The sequence below is a fragment of the Roseateles sp. genome (assembly GCF_039595295.1).
Lineage (GTDB): Bacteria > Pseudomonadota > Gammaproteobacteria > Burkholderiales > Burkholderiaceae_C > Roseateles.
In genome coordinates this window covers 63,719-90,201 of record NZ_JBCNLU010000006.1, presented here as the reverse complement: position 1 = coordinate 90,201, position 26,483 = coordinate 63,719, and the positions used below count along the sequence as shown (strand labels likewise).

The window sequence follows — 26,483 nt, the reverse complement described above, 5'->3', positions numbered from 1 at the left end:
CGCCGGCCGTGCGTCACGCCCGAAGGACCAGGAGACAAGCGATGGATCTACGACATCTGCGCTACTTCGTGACGGTCGCGGAGACCGGCCACATGACGCGCGCGGCGGCGCTGCTCGGCATGCAGCAGCCGCCGCTGAGCCAGCAGATCAAGACGCTGGAGCAGGAGCTCGGCATGTCGCTGCTGCACCGGCATCCCAAGGGCGTCAGCCTGACCGATGCGGGGCGCCAGTTCCTCGACGAGGCCCGCCGCCTGCTGCGCGACTTCACCGACATGCGCGAGCGCATGGACAGGCTCGCCGGCGGGCAGCACGGCTTGCTGTCGGTGGGCTTCACCAGCTCGGCGGCGGCGCATGCCTTCACGCCGGCGGTGCTGCGCGCCTGCCGCGGCGAGCACCCCGGCATCGCGCTCTCGATGACCGAGAACAACGCCGCCGAGTTGATCGACGCGATCGCCAAGGCGCGGCTGCATTGCGGCTTCCTGCGCGTGCCGGTCGCGCGTCCCGAGGGCCTGAGCTTCGAGACCCTGCTCAGCGAGCCCGCGCTGCTGGCGCTGCCGCTGGATCACCGGCTGGCCGATGTGCCGCGCGCGGCCAGCACGCCGGTCCCGCTGGGCGAGCTCGAGGGCGAGGATCTGATCCTCGTGCGCCGCCCCGGCGCGCCCGGGCTCTACGCCAACCTGCTGGCGCTGTGTGAACGCGAGGGCGTGCGCCCGCGCAGCTTCGTCGAGGTCGACCGGATGATGATGAATCTGAACCTGGTGGCGGCGGGCGCGGGCATCTCGGTGGTGCCGGCGTCGATGCGCGGCGTGCACGGGCACTCGATCGTGTTCCGGCCGCTGCCCCGCCACGCGCGTCTGGAGGCGCCGCTCACGCTGGCCTATCGGACCCACGATCAGGAGGGACCGACGGCGACCTTCCTCGAGCTCGCCCGCCGCATCGCGCGGGAGCATCGCGATGCGTAGGCGCGCGGTGATCGGTCTGGCTGGCGCGCACCTGCCGGGCGTGTTCGTGACGAGCTCCCGTCTGAGCGCGGCGGCCATGGCGCTCGGCACTGCCACCGCGCGGGCCGCCGAGAAAGCGCCTGCGGTCGAGCCCTGGCCGACGCGGCCGCTGCATCTGCTGGTCGCCTATCCGCCGGGCGGCGTCAGCGACGACACGGCGCGCGCGCTGGCGCAGTTCATGAGCACGCGACTGAAGGTGCCCGTCATCGTCGAGAACCGCGCCGGCGCGGGCGGCCTGACGGCGCTGGAGTCGCTCGCCCGCGCCGCGCCCGACGGGCAGACCCTGGCCTACTGCGCGATCAGCCCGCTGGTCTTCGCGCCGCCGGGATCGGGCGCCTCGCCGCGCCCGGTCTTCGACGGCCAGCGCGACATCGTCCCGGTGGTCAGCATCATGGACACCCCGGTGCTGGTGCTGGCCCATCCGTCCTTCAAGGCGGACAGTTTCGCGGCCATGATCGCCGCGGCTCGCGCCGGGCCGGGCCAGCTGCGCTGGGCCACCTCGGGCCATGCGACGGTCGGCCACATGGTGCTGGCGCAGATCCGCGCCGCGGCCGGTGTCGACATCATCCACGTGCCCTACAAGGGCGGCGGCCAGCAACTCACCGACGCGATCGGCGGGCAGTTCGAGCTGCTGTCCTCCAACGTCGCCTCGACGCAGCTGCAGGTCGTGCGCCAGGGCCGGCTCAAGGCGCTGGCGATCGGCTCGCCGGTACGGCTGCCGGTGCTGCCCGAAGTGCCGACGCTGGCCGAGCTCGGCTATCCCGAGGCCAACCTGGTGTCGACCTTCGGCCTGTTCGCGCCGCGCGGCGTGCCGCCGGCGCGGCTGCGGCTGATCAACGCCGTCGTGAACGAGGCGCTGCGCCAGCCCGAGCTCCGCGCCCGCATCCTGGATGTGAGCAACCTGCCCACCGGCGGCAGCTCGGCGGCCTTCGCGGCGCGCATCACCAGGGAGCGGGAACGGGCGCTGCGGGTGCCGGTGGATTGAGCGCGCCTCAAACCGGCGTCACATGCTCCAGGCGCAGCAGCCCGGCCAACCGGGCCGCCATCGTGACGCAGTTGTCCCGCAGCTCGGTGGGATCGAGAGGGTCACACGCGGCCATCTCGCTCCAGGCGGCGTCGAACCCGTGCTGGATCTTGCTGGCTCGACGGGAGGAATAGATCGCCTCCACCTCCGCCGTGACGGGCTTCAGATCGTTCAGGCGCAACATCGCCAGGCAGGCCAGGGCCCCTTGCAGATTCAGCGGCGCCTGCCAATGCGCCAGCAACTTGCCGTCCCGTGCGAGTCGCCCGTAGAAGTCGATGTACTTGTCGTGCTCGCTCAGGCCGTGCGGGCTGGCCAGCGCCAGCAGTTGCGTCCGGAAGCGCGAAAGAGCGGCTTGTTCGTGCGGCGCCATCGCGATGACCAGACGGGCCAGGGTGAGCCCCTGCCGGGCGGACCCACGCGACATGGTCGCCAGTTGCAACAACAAGGGAGGACGGAGGTCCGGTCTTCTGGCCTGCGTCAGGGCGGCCAACGTGGCGCCTTTGGGCAACACCTGATCCCTCAGCAGCAGCCAGAGCAGTTTGGCGTACTGGCCTGCGACCCCACGCGCGTCCCGCTCCATCAGCAACCGGGTCACCATGTCGACCACGGCCGGGTGGAGCAGACGCGCTGAGCGCTCCTGAAACGCCTGATCCGTACCGCGTTCGGCCAACGCCTCGGCCATGCGCGTGAGCAGCTTCTTCGCCACCGGAAACTCCTCGGGTGTGCCCAGCGCGCGCTCAAGGTGTCGCGCCAGATCATCCGCCAGGCACAGCGCGTAGGACGGCGGCAAGTCGCGCACCGGAGGTGGCCCCGCGGCCGCGTCGCCGCCGTCCCGCAGCGACGCGTCGTCCGGCGTCGCGTCCTCCGAGCCAGAGGTCTGGTCGTCGGTCGAGTCCCAGGAAGCCGACAGCGGCGATGGCGACGGGGGGGGTAAAGAAGAGAACATGCCGGCTCCTCGCCGAGGGTGCGCCAACGCGCGGAGCGCCCTAGTCCATGGACGAGCCGGCGCTGGTTCCGGACCCGCCGCGCAGCGCTCGCCGCTGCCTGCTGACAGGCGATGGCAGCTTCCCCCCATTCCCCTCACAAGTCGGATTGAATACTGTATTTGCATCCAGTATTCTCCATCCTCCCCCAGCCACAACGACAGGCGGCGCTCCGACAGCGACGCCAAGGAAGGAACCGTCATGCGACGCTATGAAGTCATTCTTGAGCAGGTCATGGTCCCGTATCACCAGCACGATCTGGCCCGCACCATCGCGACCCAGGTACTGGACGCACGACTGGGCGGCCCGCAGGGCGTGGTCGAGTCCTTCCGGGCCTGCTTGGCAGTGACCGGCGGCGATCCGCGCTGGCCGGTGCCCGACACCGCCTCGCGCTCGGAGGTCGCCGCGGTCAAGCGCTGGCGCCGCGCGACCGAGGCCGCGCTCGACGCGATCGAGCGCGGCTTCGCGCATGTCTTCGTCGGCATGGCGCCGGAGGACATCGAGCTCGCCCGCTCGGACGAGTACCTGACCATCGTCCCGCACGTCCATGAGGAGCCCGTCCCCGCGCGGCTGCTGGCGGAGGCGCGCATTGGCCTGCCCTGGACCGCCACGGCCGCCATGGTCGTCAGCGCGGCGACGCAGGCGGCGATGCTGGCGCCGACGGTGGCGGTGTCCTCCGCCACGCTGATTGCGCAGGCGCATGCGGCGCAGGCCCGCACGGTGGCCTACGCGCGTTGATCGCTCAATCCAATCCAGACTTTGGCAGGCAGTAGTCGTCCACCGCGAAGTCCTCCGGCAACACCTTCACGAGCTTCTGCTTCTGGCGTTGATCCAGCAACGCCTCCACGTGGCGGGTCGCCAACGGCTCGAGCAACTCCAACACCTTCGCATCGGCACATGGGCCCATGCCCTTGCGCGCGCCAGCCTCGTGTTGCGGCTCTGGCGCCAGAGCCTGCGGCAGCGCGGGGTCGCGCAGCACCTCGGCCAGCACGCGCTCGAACACTCGGGGCGGCGCTTGCTTCGACATCCGCGTCAGATGGCCGCAGGCAGCGTCGAGCAGCTTCGTGGTCAGTCGGTCGCTCAAACCGCTCTCCACCAGCGCGACGTCACTGGTCAGCTTGCCAGTCACCTGCCTGTGGCTGGCCCAGCCTTTCTGAAGCGCCTTAGCGACCGCTTGCCGGATCAGTTGCTCATGGTGCCGGGCGATGCCTTCGCCGGCCCCTTGCCGAGTAGCGCCCACGGCGCCAGACGCCACACCGGTCCGTCCCGACGCTGCCGAAAGCAGCTCCCCCAGCCGCCGCTCCGACTCCTCCAAGGACATCGCGCTCGGCGGATCCGCCCAGGGAGCTACCTTGCGCAGCAGCATGCTGGCGTCAACGAAGTTGCTCAATTTCTGCCACCGGCACGACGAGTACGCGGCCTTCACCTGCGACCGCTCCGGCAACAGCTTCGCCTCCTTCAGGCGTCCGAGGGCATGCACCGCGCCGTCGTCATCCCATTCCCCCTGGCCGTCGCCCATCAGCCGCCCAAGGAAATCGGTGTACTTCGGGCTCAAGCCTTCAGGGAGCGACGCCGCGGTGCGCAGCTGCGCCGGACTCTCCAGCCTCAGCAGCTTGTCCACCACCGACTTGCGGCCCGCTGCGTCGCCCAGGGCCTCGATCAGGTTGCACATGGCCTCGGCCATCGGTCGATCGTGCACGGAATGCGTCGCCAGCCTCAGGAGGAACGGCGCTCGCTCCTCCATGCCCGGCGCGATGAGAGCCTCCAGCGTGGCAGCGCCATCGAGGCGCTTCTCCTTCACCAGCGCTGCGGCCAGATTGACGAAGCCTCGCGCGATGTCGCGCGCCTGCTGCCGCGCCTCGATTCGGGCGAGTTCCCCGTCTCTGCATACGCGCACGTCGAGCATGTCATTGACAGCAGCGAGCATGGTCGGCTCCATCAGATCCTCAGGCCTCGGCCTCGACGACGGTGACGGTGACGGTGACGGTGACGGTGACGGCGGACTGAGGAACGCGCGGAGCTGGTTCAACGCCTTCGCATGCGCGGCCCCGAACAGGGGCGCTTCAGACGGCTCCTTGACCTGACCGGCGCGCGTCAGCAAGGGAGATCGGTCGAGCGTGTCTCCCGAGTCGGGTATCGCGGCGTGGAAGAGGGACGCAAGGGGGTTAGACGAAGTCACGGGCATGAACGGATCCAAAGGCGGCTCGATGAACAGACCCGTCTAGTCCCGCCCGCGAGGCCTTGCGACTGCGGCTCACGCGAAGGCGGCCGCAGGTCCGTCCAGCCCGTGGGCGAGAACTGCGCGCCCTGTCCAGCCCGGCGCCGGTCCGTTCAGCTCGCTCGGAAGACCAGCTCCCGGATCCGCGCCAGCCGCGGCGCGACGATGGGCACGGTCAGCATGGTGGAGCCCACCGCCATCAGCAGCAGCGCGGTGAAGGTCGACGGCGTGATCAGCTGTTTGTCCAGCAGCACGTTGCTGAACACGATCATGATCAGCGCCTTGGTCTGCAGCAGCCAGCCGATGATGCCGGCCTCGCCTGGCTTCCAGCCCAGCACGCGGCCCGCCAGGTGCACCCCGATCAGCTTGCCGCTGACCGATGCCGCCAGCAGGATCGCCGCCGCCAGCACGATCACCGCCCCGCCGTCCGTGCCCCACTGCGTGCGCAGCCCCGTGCTCAGGAAGTAGACCGGCATCATCACCAGCAGCACGTTGTGCCGCAGACCGTCCATCTGCTGCTGATCGAACCAGTCCGCGTCCATCACGACGCCGGCCAGGAAGGCGCCGACCATGAAGTGCAGGCCCGACCAGTCCGCCCCCAGCCCGCACAGCGCCAGCCAGACCAGCCCCAGGTACCAGCGGTCCTTCTGCGGGATCCTCGCCATCAGCCGGCGGAACAGCGCAGTCAGCACCGCGAAAGCGGCCAGGAAGACCGCCTGCTTCCCGATGCGCGACCAGTCCATCAGGATCACCGCCAGCACCGCCCAGATCGCGATGTCGTCCAGGCTGGCATAGCGCAGGATGCGCTGGCCGATGGGCTGGCGCAGGATGTCCAGCTTCTCCATCAGCAGGATCAGGATGGGCAGCGCCGTCACCGCGCAGGACATGCCCACGCCGACGATGAACTGCCAGGTGTGGGCCTTCGCCCCTATCCATTGCGGCCCCAGCGACATCAGCGCCACCGCCGCCACCGCGCCTAAGGCCATCGGCACGCCCAGCGCCAGGCCGGCGGTGATGCCGCTCTCCACGCGGTGGGCCCAGGCCTTCTTGAGATCCAGCTCGATCCCCGCGATCCACACGAACAGCATCACCGACCACCAGGCGATGCCATTCAGCGACCCGACCACCTGCGGGTTGAAGACGAACTGGTAGTACTCGGGAAAGGCCCGGCCCAGGATGCCGGGGCCCAGCACGATGCCCGAGAGGATCTGCACGATCACCAGCGGCGCGACATAGTCCGTCGCCCCCAATCGCCACACCAGATACGGCAGGCTGAAGGTGATCGCCATCGCGATCAGGAAGATCTCGGTCGTGCTCATGGGCGGCTCCTTCGCGTAGTCACGCCGCCGGTGCGCGTCCGCGCCCGGCCGGTCGATGACAACGTTGTCTCCGGATCAGGATTGTGGGGACGACGCCCCACGATCACCGCCCTCGCTTACCCTTATGAAAGCGGTTTCAGCGAGTCTCACTCCGGCAGACGGGCCAGGGCAATAGGGGCTCTCCCGCTGGTGGCGGCGATCAGGCCCAGCACCCGGCCGGGCTCGGTGCCCACCATGTCCCAGGTGAAACGCCAGCCCCAGTTGCCGCCCAGCACGCCCGGCACGTTCATGCGGTGCGCGCTGCCCAGGCCCAGCACGTCCTGCATCGGATAGACCGACAGATTGGCCACCGAGTTGGCGCAGGCGCGGATCATGGCCCAGTGGATGTCGTGGTCACCGCAGGCCAGATAGCTGCCGACGTAAGCGCGCTCATGGGCGCTGGCGTGGTCCCACCAGCCGCGCACCGTGTCGTTGTCGTGCGTGCCGGTGTAGGCCACCGCCGCCTGCGGCCAGTTGTGCGGCAGGAACTCATGGCCGCCGTCGCCCCCGAAGCCGAACTGCAGGATCTTCATGCCCGGGTAGTCCAGCGCGTTGCGCAGCTCATGGACGTCCGGCGTGATGAAGCCCAGATCCTCGGCGACGATGGGCAGCTCGCCCAGCGACTTGGCGATCGCGTCGAACAGCGCCTTGCCCGGGCCGGTCTTCCACTGGCCGCGCGTGGCGTCGGGGCTGTCGCCGGGGATCTCGTAGTAGGCCGCGAAGCCGCGGAAATGGTCGATGCGGAAGACATCGGCCGAGCTCAGCATGCGCTTGACCCGGGCGGTCCACCAGGCGTAATGCTCGTGGGCCATCTTGTCCCAGCGGTACAGCGGATTGCCCCAGCGCTGACCGGTCGCCGACAGCGCGTCCGGCGGCACGCCCGCGACCACCGTCGTCTGGAAATGCTCGTCCAGCTCGTAAAGGTCGGGGCGGGCCCAGCAGTCGGCGCTGTCATGCGCGACGAAGATGGGCAGGTCGCCCATGATGTGGACACCGCGCTCATTCGCGTAGGCCTTCAGCGCGCCGACCTGCACGTCGAAGCACCATTGCACGAACTGCCAGAACGCGATCTCGTCGGCGTACTGCTCGCGCGCGGTGGCGAGGGCCTGCGGCACGCGCGCGGCCAGGTCGCGCGGCCATTCCCACCAGGGCTGGCCGTTGCGCGGCGAACGAATCGCCATGAACAGCGCGTAGTCCGGCAGCCAGTGCTGCTGCGACTCGCACCACAGCTCGTAGGCGGCGCGCTCCTGTGCGGACGCCTTCGCGAAGAAGCCGGCCGCGGCGGCGCGCAGCTGTTGCTCGCGCCAGGGCAACACCTGGCCGAAGTCCACGGCCGCCGCGTCGAAGCCGCCCGCAGGCGTCGCCGGCTGGGCCAACCAGCCTTTGGCCACCAGCGGCTCCAGCGCCACCATCCACTGGCTGCCGGCGAAGGCCGACACGCCTTGATAGGGGCTCTCGCCCGGGCCGATGGGGGTGCTGGGCAGCCACTGCCAGATCGCTTGGCCGCTGGCCTGCAGCCAGTCGACGAAGTGATAGGCCTCAGGGCCGAAATCGCCCATGCCGTGCGGGCCGGGCAGCGAGGTGATGTGCAGCAGCACGCCGGATTGGCGCTTGTTGAGATCGATCGTCATGGGGGTCGTCGCTCGAAGGTGATCGGTGGGATCGGTGGGATCGGTGGGATCGGTGGGATCGGTGGGAATGATCGTTGGCGGATTCTCAGCCGCCTGCGCGGCAAAGCACCAGCCCGCGCGCGGGCACGAGGAAGGTGTCGCCGCTCAGCGGGCTGGGCGAGGTCTCGCCCGTGCTGTCCAGCAGCAGCTGCCAGCGCGCGGTGCCGGCGCCCTGCCCCGCGATGGGCGCGGGCAGGCGCACGCGCAGCGCGTGCTCGCTCGGGTTCGCCATCAGGAGCAGCGATTCGGCCGGTCGAGCGGCGCCGGGCTCGCCCGCATCCTGCAGCAACGCGCTCAGCGCGTGGCCGTCCGCGTCGCTCCAGTCCTCGGCCCGCATCTCGTGGCCCTCCGGGTGGAACCAGCGCAGCGACACGGGATCGTCCGCGGTGAACCATCGCGCATGGCGCAGCAAGCCGTGGGCCTGGCGCAGCCGCACCAGCTCGGCGGTGAAGGCGATCAGCCCGTCATCGGCGCTCGGCCAGTCCAGCCAGCCGATCTCGTTGTCCTGGCAATAGGCGTTGTTGTTGCCGCCCTGCCCGTTGCCGAACTCGTCACCCGAGTACAGCATCGGCGTCCCCTGCGACAGCAGCAGCGTCGCGAGCATGCCGCGCCGCGCGCGCTCGCGGGCCAGGCGGATGGCGGGATCGTCGGTCGGCCCCTCCACACCGAAGTTGCCGCAGAGCTCGCCATCGCGGCCGTCGCGGTTGTCCTCGCCGTTGGCCTCGTTGTGCTTGCCCGCGTAGCTGACCAGGTCGGCCAGCGTGTAGCCGTCGTGCACCGCCAGGAAGTTGATCGACGCCAGCGGCGAGCGCGCCCCGCCGCCGTTGGTCGGCGTGGCCGGATCGAAGACGTCGCTGGAGGCGCTGAAGCGGCGCGCGAACTCGCCGCGGCCGATCGTCGTGCCTTCGGGTCCATGACCCAGCCAGAAGCCGCGCGCCGCATCGCGGAACTTGTCGTTCCATTCCATGAAGCGGCCCGGGAAACGGCCCAGCTGATAGCCGCCGGGCGCGGCGTCCCAGGGCTCGGCGATCAGGTGGACCTGCGCCAGCAGCGGGTCCTGCCGCAGCGCGGTGTAGAACGGCGCCGCCGCGTCGTGGCCTTGCGCGGTGCGACCCAGCACCGGCGCCAGGTCGAAGCGGAAGCCGTCCACGCCCATCTCGCCGACCCAGAAGCGCAGGGAATCCAGCACCAACTGCGTCACCCGCGGATGCTCGACGTTGACCGTGTTGCCACAGGCGGTGAAGTTCTGCAGCTTGGACGGATCCTCCGGATCGAGGCGGTAATAGCTCTTCTGATCCAGCCCGCGCAGCGACAGCGTCGGCCCCCACTCGTTACCCTCGGGCGTGTGGTTGTAGACGACGTCGAGCACCACCTCCAGGCCGGCCTCATGCAGCGCATGGACCATGGCGCGGAACTCCGCCGCCACCGCCGCCGGATCGTGGCGCACCGCGCCGGACGCCAGCCGCGGATCGGGCGCGAAGAAGCCCAGCGTGTTGTAGCCCCAGTAGTTGCGCAGGCCGGTGCCGAAGAGATGCGGCTCGTCGACCGCGTGCTGCACCGGCAGCAGCGAGAGCGTGGTCACCCCCAGGCGCTTGAAATGGGCGATCGCGGCCGGATGCGCCAGGCCCGCGTAGCTGCCGCGCAGCGCCTCCGGGATCTCGGGATGCCGCATCGAGAAGCCCTTCACATGGACCTCGTAGAGCACCACGTCGGCCGGCGCATGGCGCGGCGCGTTGGCGCGCGGGCTGACACCCGCGAGCGGCGCGGCCACGCGCGCCTTCAGCGCGGTCGCGCCGTTGTCGCGCTCGTCCAGCGCCAGCGGGCCGTCGGGATGGCCCAGCGGATAGCCGTGGTCCTCGGGCAGGCAGCGGAACTCGCCGACGATCTCGCGCGCATACGGATCCAGCAGCAGCTTGCTCGCGTTGAAGCGATGGCCCTCGCGCGGAGCGTGCGGGCCATGTGCGCGCAGGCCGTAGACCTGTCCCGGACGCAGCCCCGGCACGAAGCCGGTCCACAGGCCGTCGACGGGCCCCTGAAGCGCAAGGCGCTTGAGCTCGGTCGTGCCGGCGTCGTCGTAGAGGCAAAGCTCGACGCGCGTCGCATGCGCGGAGAAGACCGCGAAGTTGACGCCGCCGTCGCGGGCGGTCGCGCCCAGCGGCTCATGGCGGCCGGGCAGCAGAACATCGGAAAAGGCGTTCATCAGAGAGGCACCAGATAGATCGTCGCCATCGGCGGCACGGTGATCGTGATCATCGGATCTTCCGCGCGGGCGAGCGCGGAATGCGCGGCATCATGCGCCCCGCTGTGCACGCCGCTGCCGCCATAGACGGCGGCGTCGGTGTTGAGGATCTCGCGCCACTCGCCGCCGTGCGGGAGCCGCAGCACATAGCCCTCATGCGGAACGGCCGCGAAGTTGCAGACGGCGACCACGCTGCCGCCCTCCCCGTCGCTGCGCGTCCAGGCGAAGACCGATCGCTCGCTGTCGCGCTCGTCGATCCAGGCGAAGCCGTCCGCATCGCCGTCCTTGCGATGCAGCGCGGCGCGCGAGCGATACAGCCGGTTCAGATCGCCGACCAGACGCAGCACGCCGGCGTGGCGCGGGTCCTCGAGCAGCTCCCAGGGCAGCGCGCGCTCGAAGTCCCACTCGCCGCGTTGCGCGAACTCCTGGCCCATGAACAGCAGCTTCTTGCCCGGATGCGCCCACATGAAGCCGTAATACGCGCGCAGGTTGGCGAAGCGGCGCCATTCGGCGGGGTCGTGGTCCTCGCCCGGCATCTTGCCCAGCAGCGAGCCCTTGGCATGCACCACCTCGTCATGCGACAGCGGCAGCAGGAAGTTCTCGCTGAACGCGTAGACCAGGCCGAAGCTCATCTTCTCGTGATGCCAGGGCCGATGAACAGGCTGCTCGCGCTGGTAGGCCAGCGTGTCGTTCATCCAGCCCATGTTCCACTTGTAGTGGAAGCCCAGCCCGCCGACATCGGTCGGCGCGGACACCCGCGGGAAGGCGGTCGACTCCTCGGCGATCGTGATCACGCCGGGCGCTTCGCGACCCAGCAGCTCGTTCATGCGACGCAGCAGCGCGATGGCCTCGAGGTTCTCGTGGCCGCCGTGGACGTTGGGGACCCATTCGCCCTCGGGCCGCGAGTAGTCGCGATACAGCATCGAGGCCACCGCGTCCACGCGCAGGCCGTCGATGCCGTGGCGCTCGGCCCAGTACAGCGCCGCGCCGCACAGGAACTGCCGCACCTGCGGCTTGCCGAAGTCGTAGATCAGCGTGTGCCAGTCGCGATGGAAGCCCTCGCGCGGATCGGCGTACTCGTAGAGCGCCGTCCCGTCGAATTGCGCCAGGCCATGCGGGTCGGCGGGGAAATGCGCCGGCACGAAGTCCAGCAGCACACCCAGCCCCTGCGCATGGCAGGCGCGCACGAAGCGGCGCAGGCCGTCGGGGTCGCCCAGCCGCGCGGTCGGCGCATGCAGGCCCAGGGTCTGATAACCCCAGGAGCCGTCGAAGGGGTACTCGCTGACGGGCATCAGCTCCACATGGGTGAAGCCCAGGCCCGCGGCGTAGGCCGGCAGCTCATGGGCGAGCTGCTCCCAGCTCGGGAAGGCGTGACCGTCTCCAGGCCGTCGCCACGAGGTCGGGTGGACCTCGTAGATGCTGAGCGGCGCGTCGCGGCGGTTGAGCGCGGCGCGGCTCGCCGGCAGCGGCATGGGCTCGGGCAGCGCGTCGATGACGCTGGCGTTGTCCGGCCGCAGCTGGCCGCGGAAGGCGTAGGGATCGGCCTTGAGCGGCAGCACCGTGCCGTCGGCGGCGGTGATCTCGTACTTGTAGAACTGACCGCGCGCGGCGCCGGGGATGAAGAGCTCCCAGATGCCGGCGCCGTGCTGGTCGCGCTTGCGCATGGGATGTGCCGCGCCGTCCCAGCCGTTGAAGTCGCCGACCACCGCGACCCGCGACGCCGACGGCGCCCACACGGCGAAGCGCACGCCGTCGACCGGCGTGCCGTGCGCGCGCGCCGGCCCCGATGCCATCGGATGCGCGCCCAGCCACAGCCACGGGCGCGGATGCTCGCCCCGTGCGAGCAGCGCGAGGTCGGCATCGGGCAGCAGCAGCTTGGCGCTCATCGACTCGTCGACTCCCTCAGCTCGGGCGCTGGTCCAGACTCTTGGCGGACCAGACGCGATCGACGTACTCGGCGATCGTGCGGTCCGACGAGAAGAAGCCCATGCCCGCGATGTTCAGCGCCACGCGCTCGGACCACGCCGTGGGGTCGCGGAACAGCGCGTCGACGCGTTCCTGCGCGCGCAGGTAGTCGTCGAAGTCGGCGGTCAGCAGATAGACGTCGTCGCCCAGCAGCTTGTCGACCAGCGCGCGGTAGCGGCCCGCGTCGCCCTGCGAGAAGTCGCCGCGCGCGATCGCGTCGATCACCGCGCGCAGCCGCGCGTTGCCGGCCACCGCGGCGCGGGCGTCATGGCCCTCGCGCTTGAGCGACTCGACCTGCTCGGTCTTCAGACCGAACGTGAACATGTTGTCCTCGCCGAAAGCCTGCGCCATCTCGATGTTGGCGCCGTCCCAGGTGCCGATGGTGAGCGCGCCGTTGAGCGCGAACTTCATGTTGCCGGTGCCCGAGGCCTCGGTGCCCGCGGTGGAGATCTGCTCCGACAGGTCGGCCGCCGGGATGATGGTCTCGGCCAGCGACACGCCGTAGTTGGGCAGATAGACCAGCTTGAGCTTGTCGCCCACGCGCGGATCGCTGTTGATCACGCGGCCCACGTCATGCGCCAGCTGAATGACGGACTTGGCCGCCACGTAGGCCGAGGCCGCCTTGCCCGCGATCACCACGGTGCGCGGCACCCAGTCGGCCTGCGGATTCGCGACGATGGCCTGGTAGCGCGCGATGACATGCAGCACGTTGAGCAGCTGCCGCTTGTATTCGTGGATGCGCTTGATCTGGACGTCGAAGAGGCTGTCGACGTTCACCGTCAGGCCCAGCTCGCGCTGGATGCGGGCGGCCAGGCGCTGCTTGTTCTCGCGCTTGACGGCGCGCAGGCGCTCGCCCAGCGCGACGTCGGCGGCCAGGGGCTTGAGCTTGACGAGCTCGCCCAGGTCGCGGCGCCAGCCCTCGCCGATGCGCTCGTCGAGCAGCGCCGAGAGGCCGGGGTTGGCCTGCTGCAGCCAGCGGCGCGGCGTCACGCCGTTGGTGACGTTGTGGAAGCGGTCCGGGAAGAGGCGCGCGTAGTCCGCGAAGATGGTCTGCACCATCAACTCGGAATGCAGCGCCGCCACGCCGTTGACGCGGTGCGAGGCGACGATGCTCAGCGCGGCCATGCGCACGCGGCGCTCGCCGTGGCCGTGCTCGCCGCCCTCGTCGATCAGCGAGACGCGACGCTGCAGCGCGTCGTCGCCGGGGAAGCGCGCTTTCACCTCCTCGAGGAAGCGATGGTTGATCTCGTACACGATCTCCAGATGACGCGGCAGCAGCTGCTCGAAGAGCCGCACCGGCCAGGTCTCCAGCGCCTCGGGCATCAGCGTGTGGTTGGTGTAGCTGACCGCCTGGCGCGTGATCGCCCAGGCCGCCTCCCAGCCCAGACCGTGCTCGTCGAGCAGCAGCCGCATCAGCTCGGCCGGCGCCAGCGCGGGGTGGGTGTCGTTCAAATGGATGGCGTTGTCGCGGCCCAGCGCGGACAGCGGACGCCCCTCGCGCAGATGGCGCGCGATCAGGTCCTGCAGCGACGCGCTGACCAGGAAGGCTTCCTGCTTCAACCGCAGCACGCGGCCGGCCTCGGTGCTGTCGTCGGGATACAGCACCCAGTTGAGCGCGTCCGCCGCGACGCGATGCGCGGCCGCGCCGTGGTGGTCGCCGCGGCAGAAGGCGGCGAAGTCGATCGGCGCCTCGGCCTGCGCGTGCCATTGGCGCAGCGTGGAGACCCGCGCGCCGTGATGCGCCGGGACGATGAAGTCGTAGGCCTGCGCGATCAGGCGCTCGGCCGGGATCCAGCGGCGCGCACCGTCGGCGCCGACCTCGACATGACCGCCGAAGCCCACCGGATAGCGCAGCTCGGGCCGCGCCGTCTCCCAGGGATTGCCCAGCGCCATCCAGTCATCGGGCGCCTCGACCTGACGGCCGTCCTGGATGCCTTGCGCGAACATCCCATATTGGTAGCGCAGCCCGTAGCCGAAGGACGGCAGGCCCAGTTCCGCGAAGGAGTCGAGGAAGCAAGCGGCCAGGCGGCCCAGGCCACCGTTGCCCAGCGCGGCGTCGTTCTCGCGCTCCAGCACGTCGGGCAAGGCCTGACCCTGGGCCTCGAAGGCGGCGCGCAGCGTGTCGTCCAGCTTCAGCGCGGCCAGCGCATTGCCCAGCGCCCGGCCCATCAGGAACTCCATCGACAGGTAATGCACGCGACGCACCTCGGCGTCCGGACCGCGCGCCGCGTCGGCGGCTTGCGTGTCAGCCCAGCGGCGGCCAAGCGGCTCGCGGCAGGCTTGCGCGGCGGCGCGCACTAGCGCGCGGCGCGCGGCGGCCGGGTCAACCGGCGCCTGGACGTCGGCGCCGGCGGCGCTCGCGAGGGTGGCGGAGGCGCCAGCGAGCTCGAGCTCGCGACGCAGCGCCTCGGTGAAGGCGGCGCTCAGGTCGTGGGGGACGGTCGTCATGGAGCGAAGTATCCATCAAGCGACCTGAATTTCTGTAGTTTCACTACATCGGGTAATCCCCGAATGCGATTCAAGCCATTGATTTCATTGAATTCACTGGTGTTGATGCGGGTGTGACGGCGTTGTGAATCGCCAATCAGGCATGTATATTCTCTACAAACTTCGCCCGACGGCACGCGGTCTTTCGCGTCGCACGGCCGGGCGGCCGATCGACAGCAACGAGCGAGACAAGCGGCGCCTTCTGCAGGCGCGCGCGGAGGTACCCAAGTGGCGGACGTGAAGCTGGAAGGGGTGGTCAAGGCCTATGGCGAGACCAGGATCCTGCATGGCATCGACCTGGAGATCCGGGACGGCGAGTTCATGGTCTTCGTGGGCCCGTCGGGCTGCGGCAAGTCGACGCTGCTGCGCACGATCGCGGGCCTGGAGGACATCACCGGCGGCGAGATGCGCATCGGCGGTCGGCTGGTCAACGACGTCCCGCCCGCGGAGCGCGGCATCGCGATGGTGTTCCAGAGCTACGCGCTCTACCCCCACATGAACCTGTACGACAACATGGCGTTCGGGTTGAAGCTGGCCAAGGTGCCCAAGGACGAGATCGAGCGCGCGGTGCGCTACGCCGCGCGCATCCTGCACATCGAGCATCTGCTCGAGCGCAAGCCCAAGGACCTGTCCGGCGGCCAGCGCCAGCGCGTAGCGATCGGCCGCGCCATCGTGCGCAAGCCCGAGGTCTTCCTCTTCGACGAGCCGCTGTCCAACCTGGACGCGGCGCTGCGCGTGCGCATGCGCTATGAGTTCGCGAAGCTGCATGAGGACCTGAAGACCACCATGGTCTACGTCACTCACGACCAGGTCGAGGCGATGACCCTGGCCGACCGCATCGTGGTGTTGAGCGCCGGCAAGATCGAGCAGGTCGGCACCCCGCTGGAGCTCTACGAGCATCCCGACAAGCTCTTCGTCGCCGGCTTCATCGGCAGCCCCAAGATGAACTTCATCGAGGCCGAGATCGTCACCGCCTCCGCCGAGCACGCCACCGTGCGTCTGAGCGACGGCGCCATCATCCGCACCCTGGTGGACGCCTCGCGCGCCCAGGTCGGCGACAAGGTCACGCTGGGCGTGCGGCCGGAACACTTTGCCGTCGGCGGCGACGCCAACCTGATCGCCAGCACGGTGACCTTCGTCGAGTCGCTGGGCGGCGCCACGCACGCCTACTGCGCCTACCCCGGCGTCGAGGACGCGCTGACCTGCGAATTCGACGGCAGGACCCGGGTGCGCGCCGGCGACACGCTGCAGCTGCATGCGCCCGCGGAGCTCTGCTATCTCTTCGATGCCGAGGGCCTGGCCTTCAAGCGGCTCGGGGCAGCGGCATGAGGGCCGCGGCGGCCTTCACGGCGCTGGGCCTGCTGGCGGCCGGCGTGCCGGCGGCGGCGCAGACCGCGCCCAAGCTGCTGGTCTGGATCAACGGCGACAAGGCCTACAACGGCCTGCAGAAAGTCGGGGATGCCTTCGAGCGCATCTCCGGCGTCAAGGTCGTGGTCGAGCATCCGGTCGACGCGCCCGAGAAGTTCACGCAGGCGGCCGGCGCCGGCAAGGGGCCGGACGTGTTCTGCTGGCCGCATGACCGCACCGGCGAATGGGCCAAGGCCGGCCTGCTGTCCCCTGTGCAGCCGCGCAAGGCGCTCTTCGACGAGCTGGAGCCCTCGACCTGGCAGGCCTTCCGCTACCAGGGTCGCTACTGGGGCTATCCGATCGCGATCGAGACCACCGGCCTGATCTACAACAAGGCGCTGGTGGGCAAACCGCCCGCGACCTGGGACGCGCTGTTCGCGCTGGACAAGGACCTGCAGCAGCGCGGCAAGCACGCGGTGCTGTGGGACTACAACAAGAGCTTCTTCACCTGGCCGATGTTCGCGGGTGCGGGCGGTGTGATCTTCGGCCGCGACGCGCAGGGCGATTTCGATCCGCGCCAGGTCGCGGTGAACAACGAAGGCGCGCTGGCCGCGGGCCGGACGCTGGAGCGCCTGATCAAGGACGGCGCGATGCCGCGCGGCGCGCGCTACTCGGAGATGGAATCCTCCTTCGCGCGCGGCGAGATCGCGATGATGGTCTCCGGCCCCTGGGCCTGGGACAACGCGCGCAAGGCCGGCATCGACATCGGCGTGGCGCCGATTCCCGCGGTGATCCCGGGCAAGCCCTCCAAGTCCTTCGTCGGCGTGCTGGGCTGCATGATCTCGGCGCCCTCCAAGAACAAGGACATCGCGCGCGAGTTCATCGAGCAGCATCTGATGCGGCCCGCCTCGCTGAAGGTGCTGGACGCCGACGTGCCCATCGGCGTGCCGGCCAACAAGGCCTTCTACGCGGAGCTGTCGGTGAATCCGCTGATCCGCGCCAGCATGGAGAACGCCCGCGCCGGCGAGCCCATTCCCAACATCCCCGAGGTGGGCCGTTTCTGGACCGCGATGGACGCGGCGCTGGAGGCCATCACCAACGGACTGCAAAGCCCGAAGGACGCGCTGGACGGCGCCGCCGCCCGCATGCTGCTCAAGCAATGAACGCCACCACCGCATCGACCTCGGCGCTCGCCGCCTCCCTGCCCGGCTCCCCGCTGGCCGAGGCCTACTCGCAGCGGCCGCCCGGCGCGCTGGAGAAGCTGGGCCGGCTGCTCTACTGGCCGGTCATCGCGCTGATCGCGATCGCGGCGCTCTACCTGGTCTTCACGCTCCACGTCGCCGGCCAGACCTGGTGGGCGGTGGGCGCGCTGATGCTGTTCGGCTCGGGCTTCGCGATCTACTTGTCCAAGGCCGGCTTCGCGTATCGCTACCTCTTCCCCGGCGTGGCCGGGATGCTGCTGTTCATCGCGTTCCCGCTCGCCTACACGACGCAGATCGGCTTCACCAACTACTCCTCGGCCCACTTGCTGAGCCAGGAACGCGTGCGCGAGTTCCTGCTCGATCAGCGCGATGCGGTGCTCGACGAGGTGCGTGAGTTCAGCGTCCATGCGGACGGCCGCGAGTTCCGGCTCGCGCTGCGCGATCCGGCCAGCGGCGCGCTGCAGTTCGTGTCGCCGGCACTGGGCCTGCGCGATGCGCGGGGGCCGCTGGAGGTGAACCTGCAGACGCCGACCGACGCGCGCATCGCCCCGGCGCCGACCTCCGCGTCCGCCGCCGCCTCGCCGCCGTCGGCCGGCGACACGCCCTGGGGTCCGGCGCTCAGCCTGCGCGAGCTGATCGCGCATCGCGCCGCGCTGTCGCAGCTGCGGCTGCGCCTGCCGGGCGCCGAGAAGGCCGATGCCCTGCACTACCTCGGCCTGCGCGAGTTCGGCCCCATCCGCCCGCATTACGAGGAGCAGTCCGACGGCGCGCTCAAGCGGCTGTCCGACGGGGCGCTGTTCAAGCCCGACGAGGCGACCGGCTACTACGAAGGCCAGGGCGCGGCGGCGGGCACGCATCTGGCGCCGGGCTACAAGGTCATGGTGGGTGGCCACAACTACGCCCGCATGATCCTGGACCCGGAGTTCCGCGGCCCCTTCCTGTCGATCTTCGGCTGGACGGTGACCTTCTCGCTGCTGACGGTGCTGTGCGCGACCGCGATCGGCATGACGCTGGCGGTGCTGCTGAACTGGGAGGACCTGCGCTTCCGCACAACCTACCGCACGCTGCTCTTCCTGCCCTATGCGGTGCCGGGCTTCATCTCGATCCTGGTGTTCAAGGGCCTGTTCAACCAGAACTTCGGCGAGATCAACGCCATCCTGGACGCGCTCTTCGGCGTGCGGCCGGCGTGGTTCGCGGACCCGGGGCTGGCGCGGACCATGCTGCTGATCGTCAACGTGTGGCTGGGCTATCCCTACATCATGATCCTGTGCACGGGGCTGCTGAAAGCCATTCCATCGGATCTGTACGAGGCCTCAGCGCTGGCGGGCGCGGGTCCGCTGACCAACTTCTTCAAGATCACCGCGCCGCTGATCATCAAGCCGCTGTCGCCGCTGCTGGTGTCGGCCTTCGCGTTCAACTTCAACAACTTCGTGCTGATCGCGTTGCTGACCGACGGCCGGCCGGACTACCTGTCGACCAAGATCCCGGCGGGGCAGACCGACATCCTGGTCAGCTACACCTACCGCATCGCCTTCCGCGACTCGGGCACGGACTTCGGGCTCGCCGCGGCGATCTCGACGCTGATCTTCATCCTGGTGGCGGCGATGTCGCTGCTGAACCTGCGCCTCATGCGCAAGGCCGATCAATGACCCACCCCCTACGCGCTGCGCGCGCCCCCTCAAGGGGGCAAGCCCCGAGGCCCGGCAAAGCCGGATCCTCGTGCTTCGCTTGGACACCTCCTCACACCCGAGCTCATCGCCATGGCAATCGTTAGAGGCAAGCAGGCGCGTTGGCGCGTCTTCGCGGCGCATGCGCTGCTGTGGGGATTCCTGGCGATCACGCTGTTCCCGCTGCTGGCGGTGGTGTCGATCTCGCTGCGGCCGGGCAACTTCGCCACCGGCAGCCTGATCCCGTCGACCATCAGCCTGGAGCACTGGCAGCTCGCGCTGGGCATCCCGTATCAGGCGGCGGACGGCTCGCTGGTGCAGCCGCCCTTCCCGGTGCTGACCTGGCTGTGGAACTCGATCAAGGTGGCGACGATCTCGGCGCTGCTGATCGTCGCGTTCTCGACGACGGCGGCCTACGGCTTCGCGCGGCTGCGGTTCCGTTTCAAGGGCGGGATCCTGAACGGCATGCTGCTGCTGCAGATGTTCCCGCCGGTGCTGGCGCTGGTGGCGATCTACGCGATCTTCGAGACCATCGGGACCTTCGTGCCCTGGCTGGGCATCGAGACGCATGCGGGCGTGATCGTGGCCTACCTGGGCGGCGTGGCGACGCACATCTGGACCATCAAGGGCTACTTCGAGACCATCCCGGTGGAGATCGAGGAGAACGCCAAGGTGGACGGGGCCTCGCACTGGCAGGCCTTCCGGCTCGTGCTGCTGCCGATGGCGGTGCCGATCCTGATGGTGGTCTTCGTGCTGGCCTTCATCGGTTGCATCATCGAATACCCCGTGGCATCGGTGCTGCTGCGCGAGGAGTCGCACCTCACGCTGGCGGTGGGCTCCAAGTACTACCTGCACGACCAGCGCTTCCTGTGGGGCGACTTCGCCGCCGCGGCGGTGCTGTCGGGACTGCCCATCACGGCGGTGTTCCTGCTGGCACAGCGCTGGATCGTGTCGGGGCTGACGGCGGGCGGGGTGAAGGGCTGAGGCGCGACGGGTTTGAGCCCGTCATCGGCTCACCAGGTGGCGAACCCGGTCGAAGAAGCGAACAACTAGCCCGAGGTTCGCTTCTCCAAGCCGCCGCCTCATGCACATCAGCCGCCTGTTCCATGGTCTGTTCACGTCGGGAGACAGAACAGACAAGACGGAGTCCTCCACCTCCGACGCGCCAAGGGCCACGCCCGAACTCCCCCCGCAGGCGCTTGCCAAAGCACATCGGCACGGCCCGGCTCCACGCGGGCACCTGTCGCGGCATCAGCTGGTCCAGGCTGCCCACGCGCCTGCCACGGTGCAGATCGCTGATCAGGAGGAGCAACTGAGGCGCTTGGCCGCGCGGCCCGATGCGCACTGCTTCGACGGCGAACTGCGCGAGATTCGCGCTCGGATCGAGCAGGCGCGTGCGATGGGCATGTCGACGAATGACGGCTGGCCACGCGCGCAGATCCTCTTGTTCGGCGCTCAGACCTGGATGGCTCGCCTGGCTGCGGAGATCAAACAGGTCGACGCCTTGCCCGGCGGTTGGAGAGCGCTCGTCAACGATCATCGCGCGCTCTCGCCCGCAACGCGCGCCATCGTGGAACGACGCGCCTTCCGCGCGGCCCGTCTGATGTGCGCGGAGCGCTGCGAGCCTCGCGAGGCAATGGTCATGGCGCGCCGCGCGCAGACGCTGATCGAAAACGGATGTCCCGAGACGTCCGCGCTGATGAGCGAGCGCGTTCGCCGCGCGTTGATGCGGCGCCACCCCGAAGGCATCGTGACTCCGCTGACGCGCATGTTGAGGATGGACGGACCGGCGGTCTATTCGGACGCGATGGCCGTGCTGCGAGTGATGACCCGCTTGCCTGCACAAATGGCCGCCCAGTTGGCCGATGCAGGGGTGACCATCGTCCCTGCGCCCGGACGGCTCGCCAATGTCCGCCCCGAGGAACTGGGGAACGAGGCCAGTCAGGGTTGCGCCGGCTTTTACGTCGGCAATCGCAAGCAGTTGCTGGTCGTTACCCGTCACCAGAAGGGCAGCAAGGCCCCTCGCCTGCTCACCCACGTGTCGCCACTTCACGAGGCCGCCCATGCCTATGAGCATCTGGTCGGCAAACACACCCACTCCGATCGCGAATTTCAGGCCGCCCGTGAACATGACCTCGCCAGCGGCCACATTCGCCCGGGGCGCGACGACAACTTCCGCGATGTCCATGCAGAGCTCGACTCGCACCCCAAGGCGGAGACCTTTGCGGAGAGCCTCGCGCATTACCTGCTCGGCGACAGGCGCTGGCCGGCGCTGCATGCCTATTGGGACAAGCAGTTCAGAGGGGCGGCGAGCGGCGATCCGTCATCGCGCGCCTGATCATCCGAAGAAGGCCTGGCGCTGAGCCGCGAGCGCCGGTCGATCGATCTGCTCGGCCAGCGATGCGATGTCACGCGATGACACGCCCGCCTTCGCGAAATGCGTCTTCCACTCGGCCAGGACGCGCGCCAGCGCCGCCAAAGGTGACCGTAGCTCAGCGAGACGCCCTTGAGACTACGGGCGATGCGCAGTTCCGCGACAAGCCGAGGATCGGCGGGATTCGCCAGCCACCACAGCCACAGCGAGTCGGGCAGCTCCAGAGGAGAGAGGTCGTTGGTCATTGCTTCTTGTCCTCTCTGGCTTCGACTTGCCCTTGCGACCCCGCCGCGAGCCTCTCCTCGAAGTTCGCGCAGATGCGACAGCACCGCAATGGGCATCTGCTCAACGCCATTGGATCGCTTGTTGGCCCGCGCTCCATGCGTATTGGGGCAAGCACCTGAGCGGTCGCAACAAGCGCTGACCCCGCTCCCGATCACCATGAACAAAGCCCCGCCCGGCTCGCGCCGGACGGGGCTTTGTGTTGACAGGTCGGCGGCGCTCGGCCGCCGACGCCCGGCGCCTCAGCGCTTCAACGCTTCAACGCTTCAACGCTTCAGAACTTGTAGGTCGCGCCGACCAGGAAGGTGCGGCCCCACTTGATGTATTCCAGCGGGCGATCCTTCGTGACCGCGTAGGTGCGATAGGCCTCGTTGGTCAGGTTGTTGACCTGGGCCAGCAGCCCCAGTCCCTTGAGCGGACCTTCGGTGAAGTTGTAGCCGATCTGCGCGTCGACGATGCTCTCGCCCACGACGTAACGCAGGGTGCGCGCGCCGTTGAAGTTGCCGATCTCGCCGATGAAGTCCGAGCGCTTGCGCTGGCTGATGCGGGCCTCGAAGCCGTCGCGCTCGTAGTAGGCGGTCAGGTTGTAGACCTGCTTGGACAGACCCGGCAGCGAGATGTTGCCCGAGCCCACGCTGCTCGCGCTCTCCGGATCCTTCACCGAGATGTTGCTGTGGTTGAAACTGGCGCTGGCGATGATGCCGAAACCGTTGAGCGCCGGCGTGAGCAGGTTCAGCGGCAGGGAGGCCGTCAGCTCCAGACCCTGCAGCTTGCCGCCCGAGCCGTTGTACGGCGCGGTGTAGGTGCCGCTGGTCAGCACGGGCGGGCATTGCGTGGTGCCTCCGACGCCGCAGGTCGCGGGCGGCACGTAGCCGGCGACGAACTTCGAGAAGTCGTAGCTGTCGAAGGACTGCGTGTAGATGTAGCTGCGCAGGTCCTTGTAGTAGCCGGCCGCCGAGACGTAGGCCTTGGAACCGAAGTACTTCTCGTACGAGATGTCCAGCGCGTTGGCGCGCCACGGGTCCAGCTTGGCGTTGCCGCCGCTGGCGCCGGGCTTGCCGGTGGCGTTGTCGACGCCGAAGTCCAGCGCCGAGCGCAGCTGGTCCACCTTCGGACGCGCGACCTGCTTGGCGAGCGCGAAGCGCACCGTCTGGTCGTTGCCCAGCGACCAAGCCAGGTTCAGGCTGGGCAGGAAGTCCGTGACCGTCTTGCCGTCGTCGATGGGCTTGACCTGCTGGCCCGCGGGCGCGGTGCCGTCGTAGTAGTTCGAATGCGAGGACTGCTTGACGTTCACGACCTGCAGCCCGATGTTGCCGCGCATCGGGATGCCGAAGGTCGTCGTGTCGATGTTGCCCTTGAAGAAGGCGGTGGTCGTCTTCTCCTCGACGTCCCAGGCCTTGGAGATCAGGAAGTTGGCCGTGTCGCTGGGATTGAAGACCATGTAGCGCGCGACCGCGGCCGGCACGTTCCAGGCGGGAATGGTGCCCAGGCCCGCGAAGCCCAGGTTCACCGGGCTGTACTGGAGGTCGGCGCCGATGGTGGTGGGGCCTTGCGCGCCGACGTCGATGTTTCCTTCCGGCTGACGCTTCTTTTTGGAACGGTCGGCGTAGTTCAGGCCGACGTCGAAATCGCTGAACAGCGACGAGGCCATGGCCGGCGCCGGGATGTTGGTCACCAGCTTGAAGCCGGTCAACTCGTCCTTGACGCTGGGCACCTTGCCGTAGCCCGATCCGTACACGGTGCCGCGCAGGTACAGGTTGGCCGGGTTGGAGTAGTCCAGCGTGGGCACGATCTGCGAGAAGCCGCCGCTGGCGAAGGCCAGCTTGGCCGTATCGAAGAGATTCTGCGACGCGCTCAGCTGGGTGTTGTTCTCCAGGTTCAACTCATTGCGCGTGGCGCGCGAGTAGTTGACGTCGGCCATCACCGAGATGCCGCTGTCGAACTTGAGCTTGTTGTTCCAACCGGTCGCGACGATCTTGTCCTCGCGCTTGTTGTACATGCCGCGGATCAGCGGAACCACGTTCGTGATCGTGCCGCCAGTCTGCGAGTTGTTGCCGTTGACGGTGGTCGAGGTCCAGTTGCAAGCCGGGCTGCAGGGGAAGTTCCCGTTGTACTGGAGGTTCATCTCGAACTGGTTGGCCGTGTCTTCCTGCTTGGCCTTGGTCCAGAAGCCGTCCAGGACGCTGGTCCAGTTCTTGGTGGGGCGGAACTCGATCGTGCCCATGACGGCGTCGCGCTCGTTCTTTCCGGTGCGGCGCAGCGCCTTGATGCCGTCGGAGACGAAGGTGCCGGTCGGCACGCCCGGGCGCGCGTTCACGGCCCAGGGTTCGTACAGGCCGACCTGCTCTTCCTGCACCGGGGTCTCCTGGTGCGCGAAACCGATGGACACGCCGATGGTCCGGTCGGCGAACTGGTCGATGTAGCTGGCGCTCAGGCGGTTGCCGTTGGCGCTGGCGTTGGCGGCGGAGCCCAGCGAGTTGTGCTGGCCGCGCGCGCTCAGGGTGACGACGCGGTTGCTGAAGTTGAGCGGGCGCACCGTCAGCATGTCGATGGTGCCCGACAGGCCCTGGCCGACCAGGCCGGCATCCGGCGTCTTGTAGATGGTCACGCCGCTGAGCAGCTCGGACGGGTACTGGTCGAACTCGACCGTGCGGTTGTCGCCGGTGGACACCAGCTCGCGGCCGTTGAGCAGCGTGGTGGCGAAGTCGGGCGACAGGCCGCGCACCGAGATCACCTGCGCGCGACCGGCCACGCGCTGAGCGGACAGGCCAGGCAGACGCGCGATCGATTCGGCGATGGAGACGTCCGGCAGCTTGCCGATGTCTTCGGCGGAGATCGCCTCGACGATGGCGTCGGAGTTCTTCTTGACCGAGATGGCCGCCTCGATGCCGCGGCGGATGCCCGTGACGGTCACCGTCTCCAGCGTCTTGTCGGCGGCGGCCTTCTCGGCCGCCTGACGGTCGGCTTCGGTCTGGGCTTGCTGCGCGTGCGCGACGCCGGCCATCAGGGCCAGGGTCATCAGGCAGCCGGCGGCCACCGGCTGAACACGGAACAGCTCGCGGGAAGCGTGCGTGGTCTTCATCTCTTGTCTCCTGTCGCTCTCGTAGCGCTTTGTCTGAGGCTCGCCCTGCGGGGAACTGCAACCAGAAGGTTCACGTTGCAGGGAGTACGGAACCCAACGTTTGAGAGAATTCTGTACTAAAACTAGATATGCAACCAAGCCCTCGCAAACCCTGGACTACATAAATCCGCTGGCCTTTTGTATGAAAACCACGGATCAAGTCGTCAAGTTACCTCGGGTTTCTACTGAAAAAGCGCTGAATCACGACCTCTTCACGACGCAGAAAGCAAAACGGCGACCTCGAGGGTCGCCGTTTTCAGAACCGGTATGTAGCTGGACTACAGACTCAAGCAGCGTTCACGATGCGGGTGGGTAGATCAGCGCACCGATTGCTGCAGCGCAAAGGCCGCACCGTCCAGCGCGGTCAGGGTGTCGGTGATGAGCACGCAAGGCACGGCGGCCAGATAGCCGGCGAAACGCCCCTTGGCCTCGAAGCGTGCGCGGAACTCCGACTCGAAGAAGCGCGCGCCCAGGCGCGGCACGATGCCGCCGCCGATGTAGACCCCGCCCCGCGCGCCCAGCGTCAGCGCCACGCTGCCGGCGAAGCCGCCCAGGAAGGCGCAGAACTGGTCCATGGTCTTGCCGCAGAGCGCGTCCCCGCCCAGCGCCCGCTCGACGATCTGCTCGGCGCTGAGCCGAGGCTCGCTCGCCTGTCCCGCCACCGTCGCCACCGCCGCATGCAGCGTAGGCAGGCCGATGCCGGAGAGGAAGCGCTCGGCGGACACATGAGGAAACTCGCGGCGCGCGACCGACAGCAGCTGAGCCTCGTAGTCGTTGGCCGCCGCGAGCGTCATGTGACCGCCCTCGCCCGGCAGCGCGATCCAGCCGCCGGAGGTCTCGATCACCCCACCCACACCCAGACCGGTGCCCGGGCCGATGACTGCCAGCGTGCCGCGCGGCGCACCGCGGACCGGCCCCGGCACGGCGGCGACCTGGTCGGGCCGCAAGCCCGGCAGCGACAGCGCCAGCGCCTCGAAGTCGTTGAGCAAACGCAGCTCGTCCAGACCCAGATCGGTCTGCAACTGGCTGCGCGAAAAGGTCCAGTGGCTGTTGGTCAGCTCGATCCGATCGCCGTCGATGGCGGTGGCCAGCGCGAGCGAGGCCCGGCGCGGACGCGCCGTCAGCCCCAGGCCGGCGAGTTCCTTCAAATAGGATTGCGCCGCGGCGCTGAGCGACTCGTACTGCGCCACCGGCAGCTTGCGCACGTGCTGCACCGGCTGCCCCGGGCTGTCGACCCAGGCGAAGCGGGCGTTGCTGCCGCCGATGTCCGCCACCAGCCACGGATAGCCTTTGTCCTGCGCGCGTCCGGTTGTCTCGTTCCGGCTCGCGGCCACACCCTGTTCTGCTTGCACTGTTCTTGTCCTGATGTCTGAGGACCGCCGAAACCGGCGGATCCACACAAGGTAGCAAAACTACATCATTCACACAAGAGCAGTCTCCCTGCTCGCACGGAAACCGGTTCTCACGTCAATCACCGAGTTCCAGCAATCCTCTGCAGATGATTGTTTTCAATGGATTTTCCATTCCACCCCAGGCAGGATAGCG

Annotated in this window: 18 protein-coding genes; 8 read left to right on the top strand and 10 right to left on the bottom strand. The window is 68.8% G+C overall.

Annotated elements, in window-relative coordinates:
- Nucleotides 1-41 precede the first annotated feature (41 nt).
- Together ABDW59_RS06625 and ABDW59_RS06620 are read left to right on the top strand one after the other, a co-directional pair.
- Nucleotides 42-962, top strand: a complete 921-nt coding sequence (locus ABDW59_RS06625) for a LysR family transcriptional regulator (RefSeq protein ID WP_343628760.1) — start codon at nt 42-44, stop codon at nt 960-962.
- A complete protein-coding gene (locus ABDW59_RS06620; RefSeq protein ID WP_343628759.1) occupies nt 955-1,986 on the top strand; it encodes a tripartite tricarboxylate transporter substrate binding protein in 1,032 nt (343 codons plus the stop codon). The genes ABDW59_RS06625 and ABDW59_RS06620 overlap by 8 nt, the downstream gene beginning before the upstream one ends.
- A gap of 7 nt (nt 1,987-1,993) precedes the next feature.
- Here ABDW59_RS06620 and ABDW59_RS06615 read toward each other — a convergent pair whose 3' ends face one another.
- Entirely contained in the window at nt 1,994-2,971 is a 978-nt protein-coding gene (locus ABDW59_RS06615) for a hypothetical protein (RefSeq protein WP_343628757.1), read from the bottom strand.
- A gap of 238 nt (nt 2,972-3,209) precedes the next feature.
- Between ABDW59_RS06615 and ABDW59_RS06610 the strand changes: the two genes are divergently transcribed.
- A complete protein-coding gene (locus ABDW59_RS06610; protein WP_343628755.1) occupies nt 3,210-3,746 on the top strand; it encodes a hypothetical protein in 537 nt (178 codons plus the stop codon).
- A gap of 4 nt (nt 3,747-3,750) precedes the next feature.
- Here the strand turns inward: ABDW59_RS06610 and ABDW59_RS06605 are convergent, their stop codons facing one another.
- The 6 genes from ABDW59_RS06605 to ABDW59_RS06580 all read right to left on the bottom strand — a co-directional run bounded on the left by ABDW59_RS06605 (nt 3,751) and on the right by ABDW59_RS06580 (nt 14,906).
- Nucleotides 3,751-4,935, bottom strand: a complete 1,185-nt coding sequence (locus ABDW59_RS06605; RefSeq protein WP_343628753.1) for a hypothetical protein — start codon at nt 4,933-4,935, stop codon at nt 3,751-3,753.
- A gap of 404 nt (nt 4,936-5,339) precedes the next feature.
- Nucleotides 5,340-6,545 carry a cation:proton antiporter gene (locus ABDW59_RS06600; protein WP_343628751.1) on the bottom strand — a complete coding sequence of 402 codons (1,206 nt, stop codon included), beginning with the start codon at nt 6,543-6,545 and terminating at the stop codon, nt 5,340-5,342.
- Between the two features lie 146 nt (nt 6,546-6,691).
- On the bottom strand, nt 6,692-8,215 hold the full coding sequence (gene malQ / locus ABDW59_RS06595) for a 4-alpha-glucanotransferase (RefSeq protein WP_343628750.1): 1,524 nt from the start codon (nt 8,213-8,215) through the stop codon (nt 6,692-6,694).
- Nucleotides 8,216-8,300: 85 nt separating this feature from the next.
- Nucleotides 8,301-10,454, bottom strand: coding sequence for a glycogen debranching protein GlgX (glgX, locus tag ABDW59_RS06590; RefSeq protein ID WP_343628749.1), 2,154 nt, complete (start codon nt 10,452-10,454; stop codon nt 8,301-8,303).
- Nucleotides 10,454-12,379, bottom strand: a complete 1,926-nt coding sequence (glgB, locus tag ABDW59_RS06585) for a 1,4-alpha-glucan branching protein GlgB (RefSeq protein WP_343628748.1) — start codon at nt 12,377-12,379, stop codon at nt 10,454-10,456. Before glgB ends, glgX begins: the two co-directional genes overlap by 1 nt.
- A 16-nt stretch (nt 12,380-12,395) precedes the next feature.
- The gene (locus ABDW59_RS06580; protein WP_343628747.1) at nt 12,396-14,906 is read right to left on the bottom strand and encodes a glycogen/starch/alpha-glucan phosphorylase; all 2,511 of its coding nucleotides are present in this window, start codon (nt 14,904-14,906) and stop codon (nt 12,396-12,398) included.
- Between the two features lie 267 nt (nt 14,907-15,173).
- Here ABDW59_RS06580 and ugpC point away from each other — a divergent pair, with 267 nt between their 5' ends.
- The 5 genes from ugpC to ABDW59_RS06555 all read left to right on the top strand — a co-directional run bounded on the left by ugpC (nt 15,174) and on the right by ABDW59_RS06555 (nt 21,499).
- Complete coding sequence (gene ugpC, locus ABDW59_RS06575) at nt 15,174-16,274, top strand: sn-glycerol-3-phosphate ABC transporter ATP-binding protein UgpC (protein ID WP_343628745.1); 1,101 nt, start codon at nt 15,174-15,176, stop codon at nt 16,272-16,274.
- On the top strand, nt 16,271-17,455 hold the full coding sequence (gene malE / locus ABDW59_RS06570; RefSeq protein ID WP_343628744.1) for a maltose/maltodextrin ABC transporter substrate-binding protein MalE: 1,185 nt from the start codon (nt 16,271-16,273) through the stop codon (nt 17,453-17,455). Before ugpC ends, malE begins: the two co-directional genes overlap by 4 nt.
- Nucleotides 17,452-19,143, top strand: coding sequence for a maltose ABC transporter permease MalF (gene malF, locus ABDW59_RS06565; protein WP_343628743.1), 1,692 nt, complete (start codon nt 17,452-17,454; stop codon nt 19,141-19,143). Before malE ends, malF begins: the two co-directional genes overlap by 4 nt.
- Before the next feature lie 111 nt (nt 19,144-19,254).
- Nucleotides 19,255-20,145 carry a maltose ABC transporter permease MalG gene (gene malG / locus ABDW59_RS06560; protein ID WP_343628741.1) on the top strand — a complete coding sequence of 297 codons (891 nt, stop codon included), beginning with the start codon at nt 19,255-19,257 and terminating at the stop codon, nt 20,143-20,145.
- 100 nt (nt 20,146-20,245) lie between these two features.
- Entirely contained in the window at nt 20,246-21,499 is a 1,254-nt protein-coding gene (locus tag ABDW59_RS06555; RefSeq protein WP_343628740.1) for a hypothetical protein, read from the top strand.
- Here the strand turns inward: ABDW59_RS06555 and ABDW59_RS06550 are convergent, their stop codons facing one another.
- The 3 genes from ABDW59_RS06550 to glk form a co-directional block, all read right to left on the bottom strand.
- A complete protein-coding gene (locus ABDW59_RS06550) occupies nt 21,500-21,640 on the bottom strand; it encodes a hypothetical protein (protein ID WP_343628738.1) in 141 nt (46 codons plus the stop codon). It lies immediately after the preceding gene.
- 451 nt (nt 21,641-22,091) lie between these two features.
- Complete coding sequence (locus ABDW59_RS06545; RefSeq protein WP_343628737.1) at nt 22,092-24,899, bottom strand: TonB-dependent receptor; 2,808 nt, start codon at nt 24,897-24,899, stop codon at nt 22,092-22,094.
- A 356-nt stretch (nt 24,900-25,255) separates the two neighbouring features.
- The gene (gene glk, locus ABDW59_RS06540) at nt 25,256-26,290 is read right to left on the bottom strand and encodes a glucokinase (protein ID WP_343628736.1); all 1,035 of its coding nucleotides are present in this window, start codon (nt 26,288-26,290) and stop codon (nt 25,256-25,258) included.
- Between the last annotated feature and the right edge of the window lie 193 nt (nt 26,291-26,483).

Excerpts from the sequence above, each read along its gene's own strand:
- ABDW59_RS06625 (WP_343628760.1), top strand. The coding sequence starts at position 42 with ATGGATCTACGACATCTGCGCTACTTCGTGACGGTCGCGGAGACCGGC.
- ABDW59_RS06620 (WP_343628759.1), top strand. The coding sequence starts at position 955 with ATGCGTAGGCGCGCGGTGATCGGTCTGGCTGGCGCGCACCTGCCGGGC.
- ABDW59_RS06615 (WP_343628757.1), bottom strand. The coding sequence starts at position 2,971 with ATGTTCTCTTCTTTACCCCCCCCGTCGCCATCGCCGCTGTCGGCTTCC.
- ABDW59_RS06610 (WP_343628755.1), top strand. The coding sequence starts at position 3,210 with ATGCGACGCTATGAAGTCATTCTTGAGCAGGTCATGGTCCCGTATCAC.
- ABDW59_RS06605 (WP_343628753.1), bottom strand. The coding sequence starts at position 4,935 with ATGCTCGCTGCTGTCAATGACATGCTCGACGTGCGCGTATGCAGAGAC.
- ABDW59_RS06600 (WP_343628751.1), bottom strand. The coding sequence starts at position 6,545 with ATGAGCACGACCGAGATCTTCCTGATCGCGATGGCGATCACCTTCAGC.
- malQ (WP_343628750.1), bottom strand. The coding sequence starts at position 8,215 with ATGACGATCGATCTCAACAAGCGCCAATCCGGCGTGCTGCTGCACATC.
- glgX (WP_343628749.1), bottom strand. The coding sequence starts at position 10,454 with ATGAACGCCTTTTCCGATGTTCTGCTGCCCGGCCGCCATGAGCCGCTG.
- glgB (WP_343628748.1), bottom strand. The coding sequence starts at position 12,379 with ATGAGCGCCAAGCTGCTGCTGCCCGATGCCGACCTCGCGCTGCTCGCA.
- ABDW59_RS06580 (WP_343628747.1), bottom strand. The coding sequence starts at position 14,906 with ATGACGACCGTCCCCCACGACCTGAGCGCCGCCTTCACCGAGGCGCTG.
- malE (WP_343628744.1), top strand. The coding sequence starts at position 16,271 with ATGAGGGCCGCGGCGGCCTTCACGGCGCTGGGCCTGCTGGCGGCCGGC.
- malF (WP_343628743.1), top strand. The coding sequence starts at position 17,452 with ATGAACGCCACCACCGCATCGACCTCGGCGCTCGCCGCCTCCCTGCCC.
- malG (WP_343628741.1), top strand. The coding sequence starts at position 19,255 with ATGGCAATCGTTAGAGGCAAGCAGGCGCGTTGGCGCGTCTTCGCGGCG.
- ABDW59_RS06555 (WP_343628740.1), top strand. The coding sequence starts at position 20,246 with ATGCACATCAGCCGCCTGTTCCATGGTCTGTTCACGTCGGGAGACAGA.
- ABDW59_RS06545 (WP_343628737.1), bottom strand. The coding sequence starts at position 24,899 with ATGAAGACCACGCACGCTTCCCGCGAGCTGTTCCGTGTTCAGCCGGTG.